We start from the raw sequence: 17,019 nt of genomic DNA, 5'->3' as shown, positions 1-17,019 counted from the left end.
CCAGGGGCCGATTCCAAAGCCCGACATTGTAGCGCGTTCTGGTGCTCTCCGAAATCCGTATCAACATGGTCGTGTCCGTCGGAAATGAGTCCGCATCGATTGGCGCGGACGACTTCAAGTAGGCAAACACGGTACCAATCCACCCCAACGAGACCCTGCCGGTCGCTTAACCCCTTTTCTATCAGAGATTTGCAATCAGTGAGGAGCGCGAGGGCGAGAAGACGGCAGCAGGTTCCTGGGGGATAGCCCTCAACCCGCCTGCGGCCAATAGCCCAAATCCAGCCAGGACCACAAGGTGGCCAACAAGTTTACACACGCGGCGATTGTCATCGACCGCGCTGAAGGCCCAATTGCTCTCGGCGCTATGAGGCTGCTCGCTAATTCTTGTGAAGCCCGTACTTCTTCATCTTGTAGCGCAGGGTATCGCGCGTGATGGAGAGGAGCCGCGAGGCCTGGGACTGGTTGCCGTGAACCTTTTCCAGCGCCTTGGCGATGAGTTCCTTCTCGACGTCGTAGAGGTTGATGCCCGAGGAAGGGATGTTGAAGTTGAGTCCTTCAGGAGAAATCGTCGCTTTCTTGGAGCCGTTGCTGATGTTGAGGGGTATCAAGTCGACGTCGATGTGATCGCCGTCCTGCAGGATCATGGCCCGTTCGATGGCGTTTTTCAGCTCCCGCACGTTTCCCGGCCAGTCGTACTCGATCAACAGCTTGCGGGCTTTCGAGGTCAGTCCCTTGACGCTCTTCTTGAAGTTCTCGTTGTAGAAGTCGACAAAATGCCGGGCCAGCAAATCGAGGTCCTCTTTGCGGTCCCGCAAGGGGGGAAGCAGGATGGGGATGACGGAGAGGCGGTAGAAGAGGTCCTCGCGGAACTTCTCTTCGCGGACCAAGGCGTTGAGGTCTTTGTTGCTGGCGCAGACCACCCGCAGGTCGACGCGGATGTCCTTGACTCCGCCCACCCGCCTGAAGGTGTAGTCCTCCAGTACCCGCAGCAGCTTGGCCTGCAGGTTGAGAGGCATTTCGCTGATCTCGTCGAAAAAGATGGTGCCGCCGTCGGTCATCTCCAGCAGGCCCTTTTTCATGGTCTTGGCATCGGTGAAGGCGCCCCGCTCGTGGCCGAAGAGCTCGTTCTCGAGCAGTTGTTCGGGTATGGCGGCGCAGTTGAGCACGGTGAAGGGACGGCGGTGGCGGCGGCTTTCGAAGTGCAGGGCCTTGGCCACCAGATCCTTGCCCGTGCCGCTTTCGCCCTGAACCAGCAGCGTGTTGGCTTCGCTGGCCGCCACTTTGGCGACCAGCGCCTTGACCCTCTTCATGGGCTCGGACTCGCCGATGATGCGGTCCAGCGAATAGGTCTGCCTCTGCTCTTCCTTATTGCGTTCCACCTCGTTGCGCAGGGTTGTGGTTTCCAGGGCGTTCTGGATGGAGTGGAGGAGCCGTTCGAAGTTGATGGGCTTTTCCAAGAAATCGTAGGCCCCGATTTGCAGTGCCTTGACGGCATCGTCGACCGCGCCGTAGGCGGTGATCATGATGACGGCCGTGGAGGGCGCCAGACGCTTCATTTCCAGCAACACCTTGAGGCCGTTGTCGTCAGGCAGGCGGACGTCAAGCGTGACCAAATCGGGCAGGTATTCCTGAAAAAGCTGCAAGGCCTCGGAAGCGCTTTCAGCCTCGACGACCTCGAATCCGGCAGCCTCGAGTTTTTGGCGGATCGACCAACGCACAAGCTTTTCGTCGTCGACGACAAGCACAGTCTTGGGTCCCATATTCTTCCTCAATCTTCTGCGGCTCGGCGGTTACTCCTCCATGGTAACCTCATCCTCCGACCTTACGCCTCCTTGGAGACTGCCGGGGCCTCTTGGCAGGGATCGGGCAGAGGGAGAGACAGGATGAAGGCGGCCCCGTCCTCGAAGTCCTCGTCCAGATCCAGTGTTCCGCCCTGTTCCCCGACCAGGCGGCGGCAGAGCGCCAATCCGAGACCGGTTCCGCTGGCCTTGGTGGTGTAGAAAGGTTGGAAGATCTTGCCCTTCATCTCGGACGGAATGCCGGGCCCGTCGTCTTCCAGCCGCAGGGTCAAGGTCCGCTCGTCGCAGGAAAAGACCAGGCGCAAAGTGCCCCGGTCCTCGACGGCATCGAGAGAGTTGGAGATGAGGTGCTCCAGAACATGCGAGATGCAGTTCTCGTCGGCCATCACCATCATGCTGACGCAGCGGGGATTCCCGGACACTTCCACGTCGAGAGAACTGCGACGTTCATGGCTGAGGCGCCGGGCCACTCTGTCTACCAACTGGTCCAGCCTCAGCGGGCGCAACTGATGATATTGAGGTTTGGCGAAGCAGATCAGTTCGCGCACCAGTTGGTCGATGCGTCCTACTTCCTTCAGGACCTCGCACAAGACTTGATGCTGGGTTTGGTCGCGGCTCTGATCGCGCAGGACTTCGATCACACCCTGAATTCCCGCCAGTGGATTGCGGATTTCATGGGCCAGTCCGGCCGCCATCTGAGCAATCGAAGCCAAGTCCTGGACGACGGCCGGCGATGCGGCCGGGGGAGTCTCTGAGGCTGTTGCTTTGCGAACCATTTCAGCAATCCTCCTAACAGCGCTTATAGCTGAGAAGCAATGTCGACTCCACAGCGCGCGCGGGCTCTAAATCGTAGCGCTGAGGATGGTTTCGGCGATAAGAACACTTGATTTAGCCTGGGCTAAATCCCCCAGCGTGCGCGATATCCCCCGATTGAAACGGGTTCCGCAGGCGCTTTCGTCCGATTGCGGACATGGGGCCGCCTCGCCGTCGGCGGCGAAACGGCCCCTGGGCCTGGCCTCAGTAGTGGTGAGGACGGCAGTGGCGATGCCTTTTCAGGCGGTGCCGGTAATGGCGCTTGGACCGGTGAAGGCGGCGCAGCTTGTGAGGGAGGTTGCGCCGCAAGCCGCGGGAAAAGCTTCGACCGCGGTAGCGATAGTAACTGCCTCTCCGGTTATGCCGGTTACGATACCGGTTTCGGCGGTTGAGGGTACGGCGGCGGTCGCCGTGAAAGCTGTCTCCAGATCGGGAGCTGGAATAGTGCGCCGAGGCGCTGAGTCCCTGAGATGGAGCGGCCGCGAGGGTGCCGACAAAGGGTCCTCCGGCCAGCAGGATCGTGAGGATCCAGATGGGTCGCTTCATGAATAACCTCCAGAGATTGGATTCTCCTCCACCTAAAACGGAGCGGATGAGCGGGCAAAAGGTTCGGTTTGAGCGTCGAATCTTCGACGGCTAACCGCGGTGCGGCATCCCGCTCACCAACCGGCCCATACGTGAAGCACCAGCTTGCGGCCCCGATAGTCGGACCGCGAGGCGGGCTGGCCGTCGTTGAGGCGGGGAAGCCGCAGATTCGGAAAGGGCCGCCCCTCCTCGATTCTGAGCGCCTGCGCGGACAGGGGCAGGGAGGCGAGTCCGACCAGGATCAAGAACCTGAGAAGATCTAAAATCGGCTTGCGCATCATATGGTCATCCTTCATACTCTCCACGCCGCTGGATTTCAAGCAGGTTTGCAACTGACGGCTGACTTGGCCGAGGCGGGGGGAGCGACGATGAACACTGACCAGATTCCGGGTCGACGCATGCGCCTGCCCGCCGGAGCCTGCGACGATTTCGTCCTCTGGCTGATTCTCTTTTTCCTTCTCTCGATCTCCGCTTCCGCCGCGCACAATGACAAAGTCTCGGCCCTGCTGGAGCGGGCCCGCTCTCAAGTCGAGAACTTCCAATACAAAGAGGCCTTGGACCTTTACGAACGCATCCTCGAGCATGACCCCGGAAACTTCCAGGCCCTTTGCGGGGCTGCCTACACCGGGGGCTGGGTAGGAAAGTTCAGTCCCGAGGGAGAGCGCGCAGCATTCTACAACAAGGCCTTGCAAATGGCCCGGCAAGCCTATGAACTCAGGCCCGATGATCCGGAGGCCAACTTCGCCATGGCCTGGGGGCTGGGCGGAAAGGCCCTGCTTTCGGGTCCCCGCGAGCGTGTCAAGGTGGCCGAAGAAATGCGCGCTTATCTCATGAAGGCGCTGGACAAGAACCCTGACGACCACCGGGCCTGGTACGTGCTGGGGCGCTTGCGCTATCGGATTGCCACGGCCGGGTTTCTGGAGCGCACGGCCGCCAAGCTCTTTTTCGGCGGGTTGCCTGAAGACGGCGACATGGAAGGGGCGATAAAGGCTTACCGAAAGGCTGTCGACCTGCATTCCGGCTCCATCCTCTACCGCTACGAACTGGCCCGGGCCTTGCAGGAGGCCGGTCAGCCGCAGGAAGCTCTAAAGCACTACCAGGAAGCCGCCCAACTGGAGCCCCGCACCCCCGAGGATCCCACCCTGCTGGCCCGCTGCCGCTACCAGGCCGACCAGTTGCGCTAGCCAGGGTCGCGTTTGGCAGCCTGTTGAGAGGATCTTCAACGCCAAAACCCCCTTGCTTGAGTGATGTATACTGACGTCAGTGACAGCCTCTAGAGCCATTCGGGCCTGCGTCTGGTTGGCGCTGGCGCTGGTCGTCGGCGTACTCGTCGACGGTTCCGTCTGCCTTGGCTGTCCTTCAGATGGGCTGCCCTTTGAGCTGGATCAAGCCGCCGAGGACGGTCAGGAGAGCGATTGTTCCCTCTGTTTGTGCCGTGTGGTGGAGGACTCCAGTGCCTCTTACTCGGCTGGACTCCTATCGACCATCCCTCCCGCGGCTTGCTGTCCTTGCTACCGGCTCCTGCTCCCGTCCTCGCTGGAGCACCCTCCCCAGCACACGTTGTTCCTGACCGCAGCCTGAGGACGGTGGCGGCCCCTAAGCGCCTCGTCGGCCGCCGTTCCGCCTTGACTCGCTGTCGGCGAGGTCGCCCCATCCCGAAGACCCCAAGCTCGACCCGCGCTCAAGGTGAGCAAGTCGGCTTTTGCTCTATTTCGGATTACGAGTCAAACAGCTAGGAGATCTCCTTTGATTACCTCCACGAAGAAAGCCCCTTTGCTGGCGCTGTTAGCCTTGTTCAGCGCCTGCGAAGGGCCCGCTGGGGAAGGCTCGGGTGAAGCCGCAGCGGAGCATTCCTCTTCTCATGAAGATCATCACCACGACGAACATGACGGCGGCGCGCGGGTGCTGGCTCTTGACCCGGAGGTTGTCTCCCAGGCCGGCATTCAAGTCGAGCTGAGCCGTACCGAGGTGATGAGCCAAGTGGTCGTCGCCACTGCCGAAGCGAGGCCCGACCCGTCGGGCGTCGCTCACATCCGTCCGCTGGCCGAAGGGGTCGTGAAGAAGGTCCTGGTCAACCAGGGCGAGCGGGTCCGCCGCGGGCAGACTCTTGTGGTCTACGACAACGTTGAACTGGGCATGCTGTTGGGCGTTTACCGGAGCCGCCGGGCCGACCTTCGCCAAGCATCGGCGAGAAGAGAGGTTGCCGACAAACACCTGAGCCGGTCCAAAGAGCTTCTAGAGAGCCAAGCCATCGCGGAAAGGGAGTTTGACCTGCGCCGCGCTGGGCAGGTTGAAGCTCAGGAAGCGGAGCGGCGGGCGCGCTTCGCGTTGCAGGAGATCGAAGTCAGGCTTGCCCGTTTGGGGTACTCGGCCGACGACCTCGTCCGCCTCGCCGAAAGCTCGCGGGCTCCACCGCCTGAGGCCGCCTGGACTCCCATTCAGGCTCCCCTCGACGGCACGGTGACCGGGTTCGACGTGAGCGTCGGCGAAGTCGTTTCGCCGCAACGTGTGCTTATGACGGTTACCGACCTGTCGCGGGTGTGGGTCTTGGCAGACGTTTTCGAAAGGGACTTGGGCGCGGTACGTGGCGCCCGGACCGCCCTAGTGCGTTTCAATGCTTATCCGGAGCGGGTGTTTCCCGCCCGTATCACCTACCAGGGAGACGTCCTCGATTCCGCCACTCGAACCGCCAAGTTTCGCTGCGTGGTGGACAACCCGCAGCGGCTGATCAAGCTGGGAATGTTTGCCCGGGTGGAGATCCCCAGCGAAAGGCAAGGCCAGGCCGTTACGGTTCCCTCCAACGCGGTGCATCGGATAGGCGAGCAGGCGGTGGTGTTTGTTGAGCAGTCGCAGGGACGCTTTGTGGCGCGAAAGATTGTCGTGCTGGGCGAGCAAGCCGGGCGCACGGGTATCGCCGAGGGTCTGCAGGAAGGGGAGAGTGTTGTGACTTCAGGGAGTTTCGCGCTCAAGTCGGAACTTCTGCGGGAGCAACTTGGGGGCGGTCATGCGCACTGAGATTTGGGGGACCCTGCCGTGATCGACTCGATTCTCAGCTTCAGCATCCGGCGGCGCTACCTGGTAGTGCTGCTCTGGCTGGCCGTTGTGGCAGCCGGACTCTACTCGGCGTGGCGGCTTCCCATCGACGCCGTTCCCGATGTGACCACCAACCAGGTGCAGGTCAACACATTGGCCCCGGGCTTCAGTCCTCTGGAGGTCGAGAGGTACGTCACGGTGCCGGTCGAACTGGCCCTGAGCAGCTTGCCCCGCAAGACCGGCTTGCGTTCTATCTCTCAGTTCGGCCTGTCCCAGGTCACGGTTACCTTTGAGGAAGGGGCCGATCTTTACTGGGCCCGCCAGTTAGTGCTGGAAAGAATCATCGAGGCCGAGCGCTCCCTCCCACCCGGCATCGCACCTCGAATGGCCCCCATCAGCACGGGCTTGGGTGAGATCCTCCACTTCACGGTGGAAGAAGAGCCGGAGAGTCCCCTCCGCTATTCCCTGATGGAACTGCGGACCATCCTGGACTGGACCATCAAGCCAGCTCTTCGCGACGTTCCGGGAGTGATCGACGTCAACAGCTTCGGGGGCCGCCTCAAGCAGTATGAGGTGCTCGTCGACCCCGACAAGCTGGTGGGCCATGACTTGACTCTCAGCCAAGTCGTGGATGCCGTTCGGGCCGGCAACAGCAATGTCGGTGGCGCCTATCTGGAGAGAGGAGGCGAGCAGCAACTGGTGCGGGGGGTGGGGCTGATCCAGTCGCCGCAGGACATCGGAGATCTGGTGGTGGCCGCTCGCGACGGTACTCCTGTGAAGGTCGGAGACGTCGCCAAAGTGGGCCTGGGATCCGCAGTCCGTCAAGGTGCGGCCACGCGTGACGGCCAAGGCGAGACGGTCATGGGTATCGCCATGTTGCTCAAGGGCGAGAACAGCCGCACCGTGACGCAGGATGTCCGCCGCCGCCTGCGGGAAGTTCAGGCATCGCTGCCTGAAGGGGTGCGCATCCGCCCTTTCTACGACCGCAGCCAACTGGTCAGCCAGACCATCCGAACGGCGGCCTTCAACCTGCTCGAGGGCGGTCTGCTGGTGATTGCGGTCCTCTTCCTCTTTCTCCTTCAGTTGCGTGCCGGGCTGATTGTCAGCAGCGCCATTCCCTTGTCAATGCTCTTCGCCGTGGTGGGAATGCATTGGTTCGGGATTTCGGCCAATCTGATGAGCTTGGGCGCCATCGACTTTGGACTGATCGTGGATGCCGCGGTGATCATCGTCGAGAACAGCGTCCGCCACCTGGCTCAAAAGAGAAAGGAGTTGGGGCGCGATTTGACTGTTGAAGAGCGGCTGCGGACGGTCTTCAGGGGCAGCTCGGAGGTGCGCAGGGCCAGCCAGTTCGGCGAAATGATTATCATCGCCGCCTATCTCCCCGTAGTCTCCCTGGCCGGGATGGAAGGGAAGATGTTTCGCCCCATGGCACTGACCGTGATCCTGGCCCTTTCAGGAGCGCTGGTTCTCAGCCTCACGCTGGTCCCTGCTCTCAGCGCGATTTTTCTCAAGGCCCGCCGCGAACGGCGCAATTACCTGCTCCAAGGGCTGCTTTGGCTCTACCGTCCTCTTCTCAAACGTGCCCTCCGCCTGCGTTGGATAACGGCCTCGGCGGCCGTGGCTGTCGTGGCCGCCAGCCTGCTTCTTTTTCCCCTCCTGGGCTCGGAGTTCCTGCCCGAACTGGATGAAGGAGCCCTGGCTGTCAACCACGTCCGCCTGAAAAGTGCGGCGCTTTCTGAAAGCGTCCGCCAAACCACGCTCATGGAGGCAGCCATCAAGGGGCTGCCGGAAGTGCAAACCGTGGTTTCCCGGATCGGACGGCCCGAGATCGCCACCGATCCGATGGGTCCGGACATGGTCGACACCTATGTCTTTCTCAAGCCCCGCGGCGAGTGGCGAAAAGGAATCGACAAGGCAGGCCTCACAAGAGCCGTTTCCGAGCGCTTGGAGCGATTTCCCGGCGTGGTCAGTTCCTTTTCCCAGCCCATCAAGTTCCGCATGATGGAACTGATCGAGGGAGTGGGTGCACGGTCAGACGTGGTCATTAAGATCTTTGGAGACGACATGGATGTGCTTCTGGAAAAGGCGGCCGCCATCGGAGATGTGGTCAGACAGATTCCAGGCGCTCGGGATGTCAAGGTTCAGCAAGTGACCGGCCTGCCCATGCTGCAGGTACGGGTGCTGCATGAGAAGACCGCTCGCTACGGGATCCGGGTCAGCGACGTCCAGCAGGTGGTTGAGGCGGCCATCGCCGGGATCCGTGCCACCGTTGTCCTGGAAGGATTCAAGCGGTTCGATGCGGTTGTCCGCTTGATGCCTGAGTCTCGCGACAGTGCCGAGAAATTCGGCCGGTTGTTGGTCAGCGCACCTGGCGGAGCCAAGATTCCGCTCAACCAGCTCGCCGCCATCGAGAGCATTCAAGGACCGGCGGAGGTGAGCCGGGAGAACGGGCGCAGGCGCATTTCGGTCGAGGCCAACGTACGGGCCCGCGATATCGGCTCCTTTGTGCAGGAAGCCAAGGGCGAGGTGGACCGGCAAGTCGGTGATACGCCTGGTTACAGCCTCCAGTGGGGAGGAACCTTCGAGCACTTGGAGAGTGGCCGCAACCGGCTCATGATCGCCGTTCCAGCGACTTTTCTGCTGGTTTTTTCGCTGCTCTTCGCCACCTTCGGTTCGCTTCGCCAGGCGGCCGCCGTCTTCACCGGCATACCCTTTGCCCTCAGCGGAGGCGTGCTGGCCCTCTTGCTGCGCGACATGCACTTTTCAATGAGCGCCGGCATCGGCTTCATCGCGGTTTCGGGCGTGGCCGTCCTCAACGGCGTGGTGCTGGTCACCTTCCTCAACCGGCTGAGAGCCGCCGGCCGGTCGCTGGCCGGTGCCGTCTACCGGGGGGCGCTCAACCGGCTGCGTCCCGTCCTCATGACCGCCACGGTGGCCAGCCTGGGACTCCTGCCAATGGCCCTGTCCACCAGCACCGGAGCCGAGGTCCAGCGCCCGCTTGCCACGGTGGTGATCGGCGGACTCATCACCTCCACCTTGCTCACCCTGCTGGTGCTGCCCGGCCTCTACTGTTGGATTGAAAAGCGGAGCGCCCAGCGGTTCCAGTCGCCTCAAAAGGTCATCACCCAGCGGAATCCGAAGTCGTTGCAGCGGAAGTAGGGAGCCATGCGGCTCCGCTCGGCGCAACGGGCAATGAGGTTTTCGCTGTTCCAGCTCATGCCGCGGGCAACCCGCTGCTCGTCGTTGGGGGCGCCCTTGGGATTCTCGGCGGGAGCTTCTGCGTAGTAGTCGGGATCGTATCCGTCCAGGCACCATTGGAAGATGTTGAAGACCATGTCGTAGAGCCCGTACCCGTTGGGTCGGCCCTGGTGCACTTTCATCGGACCCTTGAGAGGTCCCGAAACGGTTTCCAGTCCGCTGCCCTTGGGGTCATTGCCCCAGGGGTATTTCAGCCCCTTGTGGCCGCCTCGGGCCGCTTTTTCCCATTCCGCCTCGGTAGGCAAGCGTATTTTGCTCTTGCTGCGTTCCGACAGCCAATCGCAGTATTGGCTGGCTTCGTACCAGTTGACGCCCACCACCGGCTGGTCGGGGTCATTGAAATCAGGATCCGTCCACCACTGGGGAGGGTCGATCTTGGCGTTCTTCAGAAAGAGGGAGTAGTCGCGGTTGGTCACCGGCGAGATGGCCATTTCGAAAGCCGACACGTAGACTTCCCGGACCGGCTTCTCGTCGAATCCCTCCGCCGATCCCATCCAGAAGTGTCCCTCGGGAACGACGCAGCGCCGCAGGTTGACCTTGCGCGACCACAACCATTTCATGTCTTTTAGGATAGGGGATGTCCCCGTCGCAGCGAAAGGACCAATGGACCAGGACAACTCAGGAGAAGACAGGAAAAGCGGCCTCGAGAGGCTTGTTCCCCGGCGCCAAGTCCGTCATGAGACCGAAGTGCGCCGGTCGCGCTTTATCGCCACTGTGGGGCCCGTCTTCACTGTGGAGGAAGCCAAGGACTTCGTGGAGCGGATGCGCCGGGAGTTTCCCGACGCCACCCATAACGTGCCCGCCTACCTGATCGGTCATGGCCCCAGCGTCATCGCCCACTGCAACGACGACGGCGAACCCTCCGGCACCGCCGGACGTCCCATGCTTGCGGTGCTCAAGGGCAGCGGGCTAGGCGACGTAGCCGCCGTTGTGACCCGCTATTTCGGCGGAGTCAAGCTGGGAACCGGAGGGTTGGTGCGAGCCTATTCGGAGGCCCTGCGCCAAGCCCTAGACCGCTTGCCCCTGGCCTGCAAGCTCGCCACCCACACGGTGCGCGCCATCATTCCCTATCCGCTCTATCAGCCGCTCAAGCAGTTGCTGGAGGAGTACGAGGCCGAGATTCTGGGGGAAGATTTCTCAGACACAGTCACCGTGACCCTGCGTGTGCAGGCGTCTCTCTTCGACCCCTTTCAGCGAAGGCTGGCCGACCTCAGCGGGGGCTCGGTAAGTGCGGAAGTTCTGTCCACTGACCCGGCAACCAAGGTGCCGTTGCCCAAAGTACGGTCGAAGCGCCTCTGACACTAACCCGCGGCTCCTCAGCCGCCCAGATTGCTGACGATCTCGACGAGGCCGACCCAGCTCCCCAGCAAGCTGCCCAGGCCGGAGAATAGAAAGACCAGAAAAATGCGCAGCAGGCGGCTGCGCCACCAGCGGGACGGTTTGGTCAGGTCCTCGGCCACCGACTTGAATTCGTGCACCCGGGGCGGACGCAGGTAGGCCTGCACGAAGGCGGTCACGTAGGCGGCCCCGATGAGCGGGGTCAGGCTGGTGAAGGGCGCCGAGAGGGCCGCCGCGGCCACCGCCAGGGGATGCCCCAGAGCCAGCGCGGCGCCGATTCCGCTGGGGATGGCGTTGGCCAGGAACCAATAAAGCGCATTGTCTCCCGCCTTTTCAGCGCCCTGGGTGTATCCGATGTAGGCGATGGAACCGAGGATAATGACGGGGATGGCCCATCCGATCCATTTCCACACCGGGGAGGCGGGAGGGATGGTGTTGATCTCTTTCAGGTCGTAGCTGGGCGCTCCGCTCTCCAGCAGGCGGCGGATGCCCTTGAGGTGGCCGGCCCCGACCACGCAGGCGATGCGCCGGCCCTCGGTTTCTTTGATCCGTTGAGCCAGGTAGGTGTCGCGCTCGTCGATGAGGACGGTCTTCAGGGACGGCATGGCCTCTCCCAGCTCTTTCATCAGCTCCGAGATCACGTCTCCCTTGAGGATCTCCTGCAGTTGCTCTTCCGAAATGTCGCGGTCGTCGAAGAGGCTGGCTAAGATCGAGGCCAGCAGCATGAACTTCTTGTGCAGCGGCGTGCAGCGCCAGGCCCGGCGCAGGGTGACTTTGACGTCGCGGTCACAGAGGTGAACGGGAATGTCCTGTTGCTCGGCCGCCTTGACGGCTTCCAGCAGTTCGGTGCCCGGCATTACCCCCAGCTTCATGCCCAGGCGCTTCTGGTAGGAGAAGAGCATCAGGTTGACGATCAGGGCGCTGAGCTGCTTGTTGCGGATGATTTCGCGCAGGTCGAGAGATTCCCAGCGGCGTTCCTGAGTCAAGGCCTTGTAGCGCTGGACGTCGAGCTCGACGCACACGGCATCGGGCTCTTCCCGCTCGATGACCCGCCGAACCAGATCGGCCGATTCGCGGGAAACGTGGGCCGTTCCCACCAGGATCAGGGTGCGTCCCTCGATTTCCAGGAACTGGACCTGGTCTGAGGGGTAGGCCTCGGGCTCGGCCGCACCATTCTCAGGCTGTTGGGGATCGTCTCTTTGCTCGTCGCCGCCGATAGGCCACCTCCTCAAAAAAGGAAGGGCAAAAATAACACGAAATGAGGCGTTTGAGCGCCGCCCGGCGTCAGTGTTAAGAAAGCGGGAGGAGATTCCGTTATAAAGGGTGTAAGCGCGATTTTTTTTTTGAGCTTAAGAATAAACGAGCCATTATCTCAACCGTTTAGCGAGGAACACAGAACATGAAGAAGACCATAGCCGCTCTCACCGTCCTGACCCTGGCGGCCGCGCTGTTCTTGCAGGCGGCCGCGCCGGCCTCCCTGACTCCGGACGCCACCGTGATGCAAGTAGCCGACGGATTGGCCGCCGGCCAGCCTCAGGTCGTCTGGCAGGCCCTTCCGGCCAGCTATCAATCCGACGTGACCGACCTGGTGCACAGGTTCGCCGAAGGAATGGATCGCGACATCTGGAACCGCAGTTTCGCCATCATGGGAAAGGTCTCTCGGGTGATGACCGAGAAGAAGGATTTCATCGTCGAAAACCCGATGTTCAGCCAGCATGCTCAGGAAGTCGAAAATGTGGACGAGAACTGGGACCGTCTGGCCTTGGTGCTGTCGACCCTGTCGACCAGCGAGTTGGGTGACATCGACCGCCTGCGCACCGCCAATCCCGAGGCCTTTTTGGCCGGAACGGGTTCGGTCCTGATGCGTGAATTCCTGGCCATTGCAGGTTCCCAGTCGTCGTCCAATCCCTGGCAGAACGACTTCACCCAGTCCATGTCGCAGGTTCAGGCCACCCTGATCAGCATGCGTGAGGATTCGGCCGTCGTGCAGATCACCGGACCCGAAGGCAAGTCCGAGGAAATCGAGTTCATCAAGGTCGAGGACAAGTGGGTTCCCCTGGAGATGGCCCAGGATTGGCCTCAGATGATTGCCGAGGCCCGTGAAAACCTCTCCGCCATTCAACCCCACGAACTGACCGAGAACAAGGATGCGGTGCTGCTGGCGCTGGACACCGTTGAGGGTTCGTTGGACGAGATGCTGGCCGCGCAGACCTACACCGAGTTCAACAACGCCCTGCAGTCCTTGATGGGCGCCGGGATGTTCCACTTTATGAACCTGCAACAGCAGCTCGAGGGTGCCCAGGACGAAGAGTCGGACAACGGCAACTGAGGCCAACCGTTGCGCGGCGGCCTGGCTGCCGACAGCGATGGTGCAGTTCGCTGGCGAGGAAGTGGCGGAACCTGGCGTTCCGCTGCTGCCTCGCCTTTTTTGTCTCTGTTGATGCAGCCGCAGGCTACTCGTGGCACCATAGGGCGCCATGGCGCCATTGGATGACGTGTTTCTCTCTCCCTCGCTGCCTCCCGGACGCCCTTTTCAGGTCGTGGCCATGGGCATGAACGCAGTCGACTGGATCTTACGCCTTCCCGTCTATCCTCCCCACAACAGCAAAATCCACATAGACGAGTTCCTCAAGCTGGGAGGCGGTCCGGCCGCCACTGCGGGGGCGCTGTGCGGACGCTGGGGGCTCAAGACCAAGTATCTGGGCCGGGTGGGTGACGACGAAATCGGCCAGTTCAGCCTGGAGGACTTGAGGCGCGAGCCCATGGACTGCTCCGACGTGGAGGTGATCGAGGGAGCCCGCAGCCAACTGGCGGTCATTCTTGTGGACCGGCCCAGCGGCGAGCGCACCGTGCTGTGGCAGCGCGATCCCCGCCTCGACTACCAGCCCGATCAGCTCCAGCCGGGGCGGGTCACCTGCGGGCAGGTCCTGCACATGGACGGCAACGAGCTGCCCGCCCGCGCCCAAGCGGCCCGCTGGGCTCAAGAGGCGGGAATGCCGGTTTGCCTCGACATCGACAGGCCTGCCCAGGGGGTGAGAGATCTGCTGCAAGCCGTCGACTTCGCCCTGCCTACCGAGGCCTTCGTGTTGCGCTACGCTTCAACCGCCGATTGGAGGAAAGGCCTGATGGCCGTCAACCAAGCCTGTCCCGGACTGGTTTGCTGCACCCGCGGCGCCAAGGGGGTGGCGGCGGTTTGGGAAGGGCGCATCGTGGAGATTCCCAGCTACGACGTCAAGCCGGTGGAATCCACCGGAGCCGGGGACGTTTTCCACGGCGCCTTCGCTTTCAGTCTCTTCCAACCCAATTGGAGCCTCCGCCGTTGCCTGCGCTTCTCCTGTGCGGCGGGTGCCCTGTCGGCCACCCGGCTGGGGGCCCGGGGCGGCATTCCTCCGCTTCAGGAAGTGCTCGACATGGTGGACGCCGGATAGCAGCAGGTCGCCTGTCGCCGACTTCCACGCCAAACAGCGAAGCCTGCTATCATAGCGCCATCAACAGCGTTCGCCAGAGCAGCGTGTCCGTTTTCAGGAGTCCTATGAGTAGCGATTTCAAGGGTCGTCATGTGGTAGTTACCGGCGGCACGGGAAGTCTCGGCAAGGCCGTTGTGCAGCGCCTTGTCAAGGGGGGAGCCACCTGCCACGTGCCTTGCTTCCGTCCCCAGGAACTGGAGTCCTTCGAGCTGCGCGAGCACGAGAGGGTGGTTATTGCCGAGGGCATCGATTTTTCCGACGAGAAGGTGGCTCAACGCTATTATCAGGACTGTCCTCAACTGTGGGCCTCGGTCCACTGCACCGGCGGTTTCTCGATGTCCGATCTGGCCCAGACCAGCCTGGACGACTTTCAAAGTCAGATGATGCTCAACGCCGTCACCTGCTTTCTTTGCTGCCGCGAGGCCGTCAAACGCATGCGCCAGGGAGAGGACGGCGGACGCCTGGTCAACGTGGCGGCTCGTCCCGCTCTGGAACCCCGCAGCGGAGCCGGCATGGCCGCCTACACGGCCGCCAAGAGCGTAGTGGCGGCGCTGACCCAGTCGTTGGGCGAAGAATTGGCGCCGGAGCGCATCTGGGTCAATGCCGTGGCGCCCTCCATCATGGACACTCCCGCCAACCGCAAAGCCATGCCCGAGGCCGACTACACCATGTGGCCCACGGTGGACGACGTGGCCCGCACCATCACCTTCCTGGCTTCTCCCTCCAACAAGTCCACACGGGGCGCCGTGGTTCCCGTCTACGGGCGGTCCTGAATCGGGTAAGATAATCGCCCATGAAGTACCTGACCTATTCCGGCAACAACTTGCTCAACGCTCACTTGCCAGATCAGGGACAGGTTTTTTATCCGCCCCCCGTGATGAGCGGCATCCCGCGCAAGGGAATTCCCCAGGCCGTGCGGCGCGCCTTCGAGAACCCGCTGGGCATGGAGCCCCTCAAGGACCTGGTGGACGGCGACAGCAAAGTCCTCATCGCCTTCGACGACAATTGCCAGCCCTTCCCGCCCATGCAGCGTCCCGATATCCGCCAGATCTGCATCGAGACCCTGCTCGAGATGCTCTATTCCTACGGCGTCGAGAAGAAGAACATCCAGTTGCGCTGCGCCATCGCGCTGCATCGCATGATGAAGCGTCACGAACTGGAATACATGCTGGGCAAGGCCATCATGGGGGAGTTCTACCCCGACCAGCTCAAGAACTTCGACGCTGAAGATCCCGACGACATCGTGGAACTGGGCCAGACCGACGAGGGCGAGCCGGTGGAGACCACCCGCGCCGTGGTCGACTGCGACCTGGTCATCTACGTCGACACCATCCAGATTCCTCTCAACGGGGGGCACAAGTCGGTGGCGGTGGGATTTGGCACCTACCGCTCCATCGCAGCCCATCACCATCCCAAGATGACGGCCGACTCGCCCCACGTCATGCAGCCCGAAGGCTCCCAGATGCACTGCAGCATCCGCCGCATCAGCAAGGTGATTTGTGAGCACGCCAAGATCATGGTCATGGAAGCGCCCATGAACGGGGCGCTTTACCCCTCTCATCTGCGCTATCTGGGCAAGGCGCCCGAGCACTGCAACGCGGCCGAGAAGGCCCTCAAGGCGCTCACGCCTGTGAGCATGAAAGTGCTGCCCGAACCCGTCCGCCGGGGCATCTTCTCAAGCCTGAAGTCGGTCTACTCTCCGCTGGAAATCAACGCCGGGGCCATCGACGACGTCCACGTCAGAACGCTTCAGGCGCTGCGTCCTCAACTGGCCGTCCCCAACCGCAAGCAGTTCGACACCCTGGTCTTCGGGTTGCCCGACCTCAGTCCCTATGCGGTGGGAGCCCGCATCAATCCGGTGCTGGTGGTTTCCGACGTGCTGGGATATGTCTTCAACTGGTTTTACGGCGAGCCCTTCATCAAGCCGGGCGGAGCCGTCATCATCCTCAATCCCTGTTTCGAAGTCTTCCACCCCGAGTACCACTACGCCTACGAGCGCTTCTACGAAGAGGTCCTGGCCGACACCACCGAACCTTTCGAGATGCAGCGCAAGTACCAGGAAAAGTACGCTCACGACCCCGATTTCATCGACGCCTACCGCAACCGCTGGGCCCATCACGGCTTTCATCCCTTCACCGTCTGGTATTGGGCCACCTATCCGCTCAAGTACTTGTCCAAGGTGATCCTGGTGGGTCCCCCTGACGACAAGGCGGCCAAGAAGCTGGGCGTGGAGTGGGCTCCCGACCTGCCCTCGGCCCTGGCCGAAGCCAAGACCGCCACGGGCGGCGAGGAGGTGGTCGGCCTGACCATCCCGCCCTTCCTCTACCTCGACTCCAACGGCCAACCCTAGGCTGGGCAAATCCCAACTCACAAGTGCCCAACTCACAAGCGGCGGGATACACTTGGGCGATGAACTGGCTGAGACGGTTGCTGGGCTGGGAGAGCAAGGCTGCTGAAGAGAGCGGCGCTGAGCCAGTCGAGGAGGCCGATGAGTGGGAAGACGAGGACTTCCCGGAAGTCATCGAGATGCCCGTGGAGGACTTCCTCGACCTCCACCACTTCCCGCCCAAGGAGATTCCCGTCGTCGTCGATGCCTACCTGCAGGAGGCGATGGAGAAGGGCTTCACCGAGGTCCGCCTCATCCACGGCCGCGGCAAAGGCGTCCAACGCCGCCGCGTCCAGTCGCTCCTCTCCCGCCACCCTTTAGTGGCATCCTTCCGCGA

16 protein-coding genes are annotated in these 17,019 nt (G+C 62.2%); 10 read left to right on the top strand and 6 right to left on the bottom strand.

Annotation, left to right across the window (positions count from 1 at the left end):
• Positions 1–377 precede the first annotated feature (377 nt).
• The 4 genes from VLU25_01475 to VLU25_01460 form a co-directional block, all read right to left on the bottom strand.
• Positions 378–1,760, bottom strand: coding sequence for a sigma-54 dependent transcriptional regulator (locus VLU25_01475; GenBank protein HSR66585.1), 1,383 nt, complete (start codon positions 1,758–1,760; stop codon positions 378–380).
• Positions 1,761–1,822: 62 nt separating this feature from the next.
• Entirely contained in the window at positions 1,823–2,575 is a 753-nt protein-coding gene (locus VLU25_01470) for an ATP-binding protein (protein HSR66584.1), read from the bottom strand.
• 241 nt (positions 2,576–2,816) lie between these two features.
• Positions 2,817–3,158 (bottom strand): hypothetical protein, encoded by a 342-nt coding sequence (locus VLU25_01465; protein ID HSR66583.1) that lies wholly within the window; start codon positions 3,156–3,158, stop codon positions 2,817–2,819.
• A 113-nt stretch (positions 3,159–3,271) separates the two neighbouring features.
• Positions 3,272–3,478, bottom strand: a complete 207-nt coding sequence (locus VLU25_01460; protein ID HSR66582.1) for a hypothetical protein — start codon at positions 3,476–3,478, stop codon at positions 3,272–3,274.
• 87 nt (positions 3,479–3,565) lie between these two features.
• Here VLU25_01460 and VLU25_01455 point away from each other — a divergent pair, with 87 nt between their 5' ends.
• The 4 genes from VLU25_01455 (at position 3,566) to VLU25_01440 (ending at position 9,392) form a co-directional block, all read left to right on the top strand.
• Positions 3,566–4,381 (top strand): tetratricopeptide repeat protein, encoded by an 816-nt coding sequence (locus VLU25_01455; protein ID HSR66581.1) that lies wholly within the window; start codon positions 3,566–3,568, stop codon positions 4,379–4,381.
• A 79-nt stretch (positions 4,382–4,460) separates the two neighbouring features.
• Positions 4,461–4,778: a hypothetical protein gene (locus tag VLU25_01450; protein ID HSR66580.1), complete on the top strand. Its 318-nt coding sequence runs from the start codon at positions 4,461–4,463 to the stop codon at positions 4,776–4,778.
• Positions 4,779–4,943: 165 nt separating this feature from the next.
• A complete protein-coding gene (locus tag VLU25_01445) occupies positions 4,944–6,212 on the top strand; it encodes an efflux RND transporter periplasmic adaptor subunit (GenBank protein HSR66579.1) in 1,269 nt (422 codons plus the stop codon).
• Between the two features lie 18 nt (positions 6,213–6,230).
• Entirely contained in the window at positions 6,231–9,392 is a 3,162-nt protein-coding gene (locus VLU25_01440; protein ID HSR66578.1) for a CusA/CzcA family heavy metal efflux RND transporter, read from the top strand.
• Here VLU25_01440 and VLU25_01435 read toward each other — a convergent pair.
• Positions 9,344–10,051: an SUMF1/EgtB/PvdO family nonheme iron enzyme gene (locus VLU25_01435; protein ID HSR66577.1), complete on the bottom strand. Its 708-nt coding sequence runs from the start codon at positions 10,049–10,051 to the stop codon at positions 9,344–9,346. The genes VLU25_01440 and VLU25_01435 overlap by 49 nt on opposite strands.
• 43 nt (positions 10,052–10,094) lie before the next feature.
• On the opposite strand from VLU25_01435, the gene VLU25_01430 reads away from it, so the two are divergent.
• On the top strand, positions 10,095–10,790 hold the full coding sequence (locus VLU25_01430) for a YigZ family protein (protein HSR66576.1): 696 nt from the start codon (positions 10,095–10,097) through the stop codon (positions 10,788–10,790).
• Between the two features lie 17 nt (positions 10,791–10,807).
• On the opposite strand, the gene VLU25_01425 is transcribed toward VLU25_01430, so the two are convergent.
• On the bottom strand, positions 10,808–12,061 hold the full coding sequence (locus VLU25_01425) for a TraB/GumN family protein (GenBank protein HSR66575.1): 1,254 nt from the start codon (positions 12,059–12,061) through the stop codon (positions 10,808–10,810).
• 167 nt (positions 12,062–12,228) lie between these two features.
• Here VLU25_01425 and VLU25_01420 point away from each other — a divergent pair, with 167 nt between their 5' ends.
• From VLU25_01420 to VLU25_01400, 5 genes are all read left to right on the top strand, one after another.
• Positions 12,229–13,158, top strand: a complete 930-nt coding sequence (locus VLU25_01420) for a hypothetical protein (protein HSR66574.1) — start codon at positions 12,229–12,231, stop codon at positions 13,156–13,158.
• A 148-nt stretch (positions 13,159–13,306) separates the two neighbouring features.
• Entirely contained in the window at positions 13,307–14,257 is a 951-nt protein-coding gene (locus VLU25_01415; protein ID HSR66573.1) for a carbohydrate kinase family protein, read from the top strand.
• A 104-nt stretch (positions 14,258–14,361) separates the two neighbouring features.
• Positions 14,362–15,069 carry an SDR family NAD(P)-dependent oxidoreductase gene (locus VLU25_01410; GenBank protein HSR66572.1) on the top strand — a complete coding sequence of 236 codons (708 nt, stop codon included), beginning with the start codon at positions 14,362–14,364 and terminating at the stop codon, positions 15,067–15,069.
• 20 nt (positions 15,070–15,089) lie between these two features.
• A complete protein-coding gene (locus VLU25_01405; protein ID HSR66571.1) occupies positions 15,090–16,646 on the top strand; it encodes a lactate racemase domain-containing protein in 1,557 nt (518 codons plus the stop codon).
• A gap of 59 nt (positions 16,647–16,705) precedes the next feature.
• Positions 16,706–17,019: Smr/MutS family protein (locus VLU25_01400; GenBank protein HSR66570.1), on the top strand; the 314-nt coding region annotated here is incomplete at its 3' end.

Source organism: Acidobacteriota bacterium, from assembly GCA_035471785.1.
Lineage (GTDB): Bacteria > Acidobacteriota > UBA6911 > RPQK01 > DATIPO01 > JANQFM01.
The sequence above is the reverse complement of the archived record's forward strand: the minus strand, read 5'-3'. Positions and strand labels throughout refer to the sequence as shown.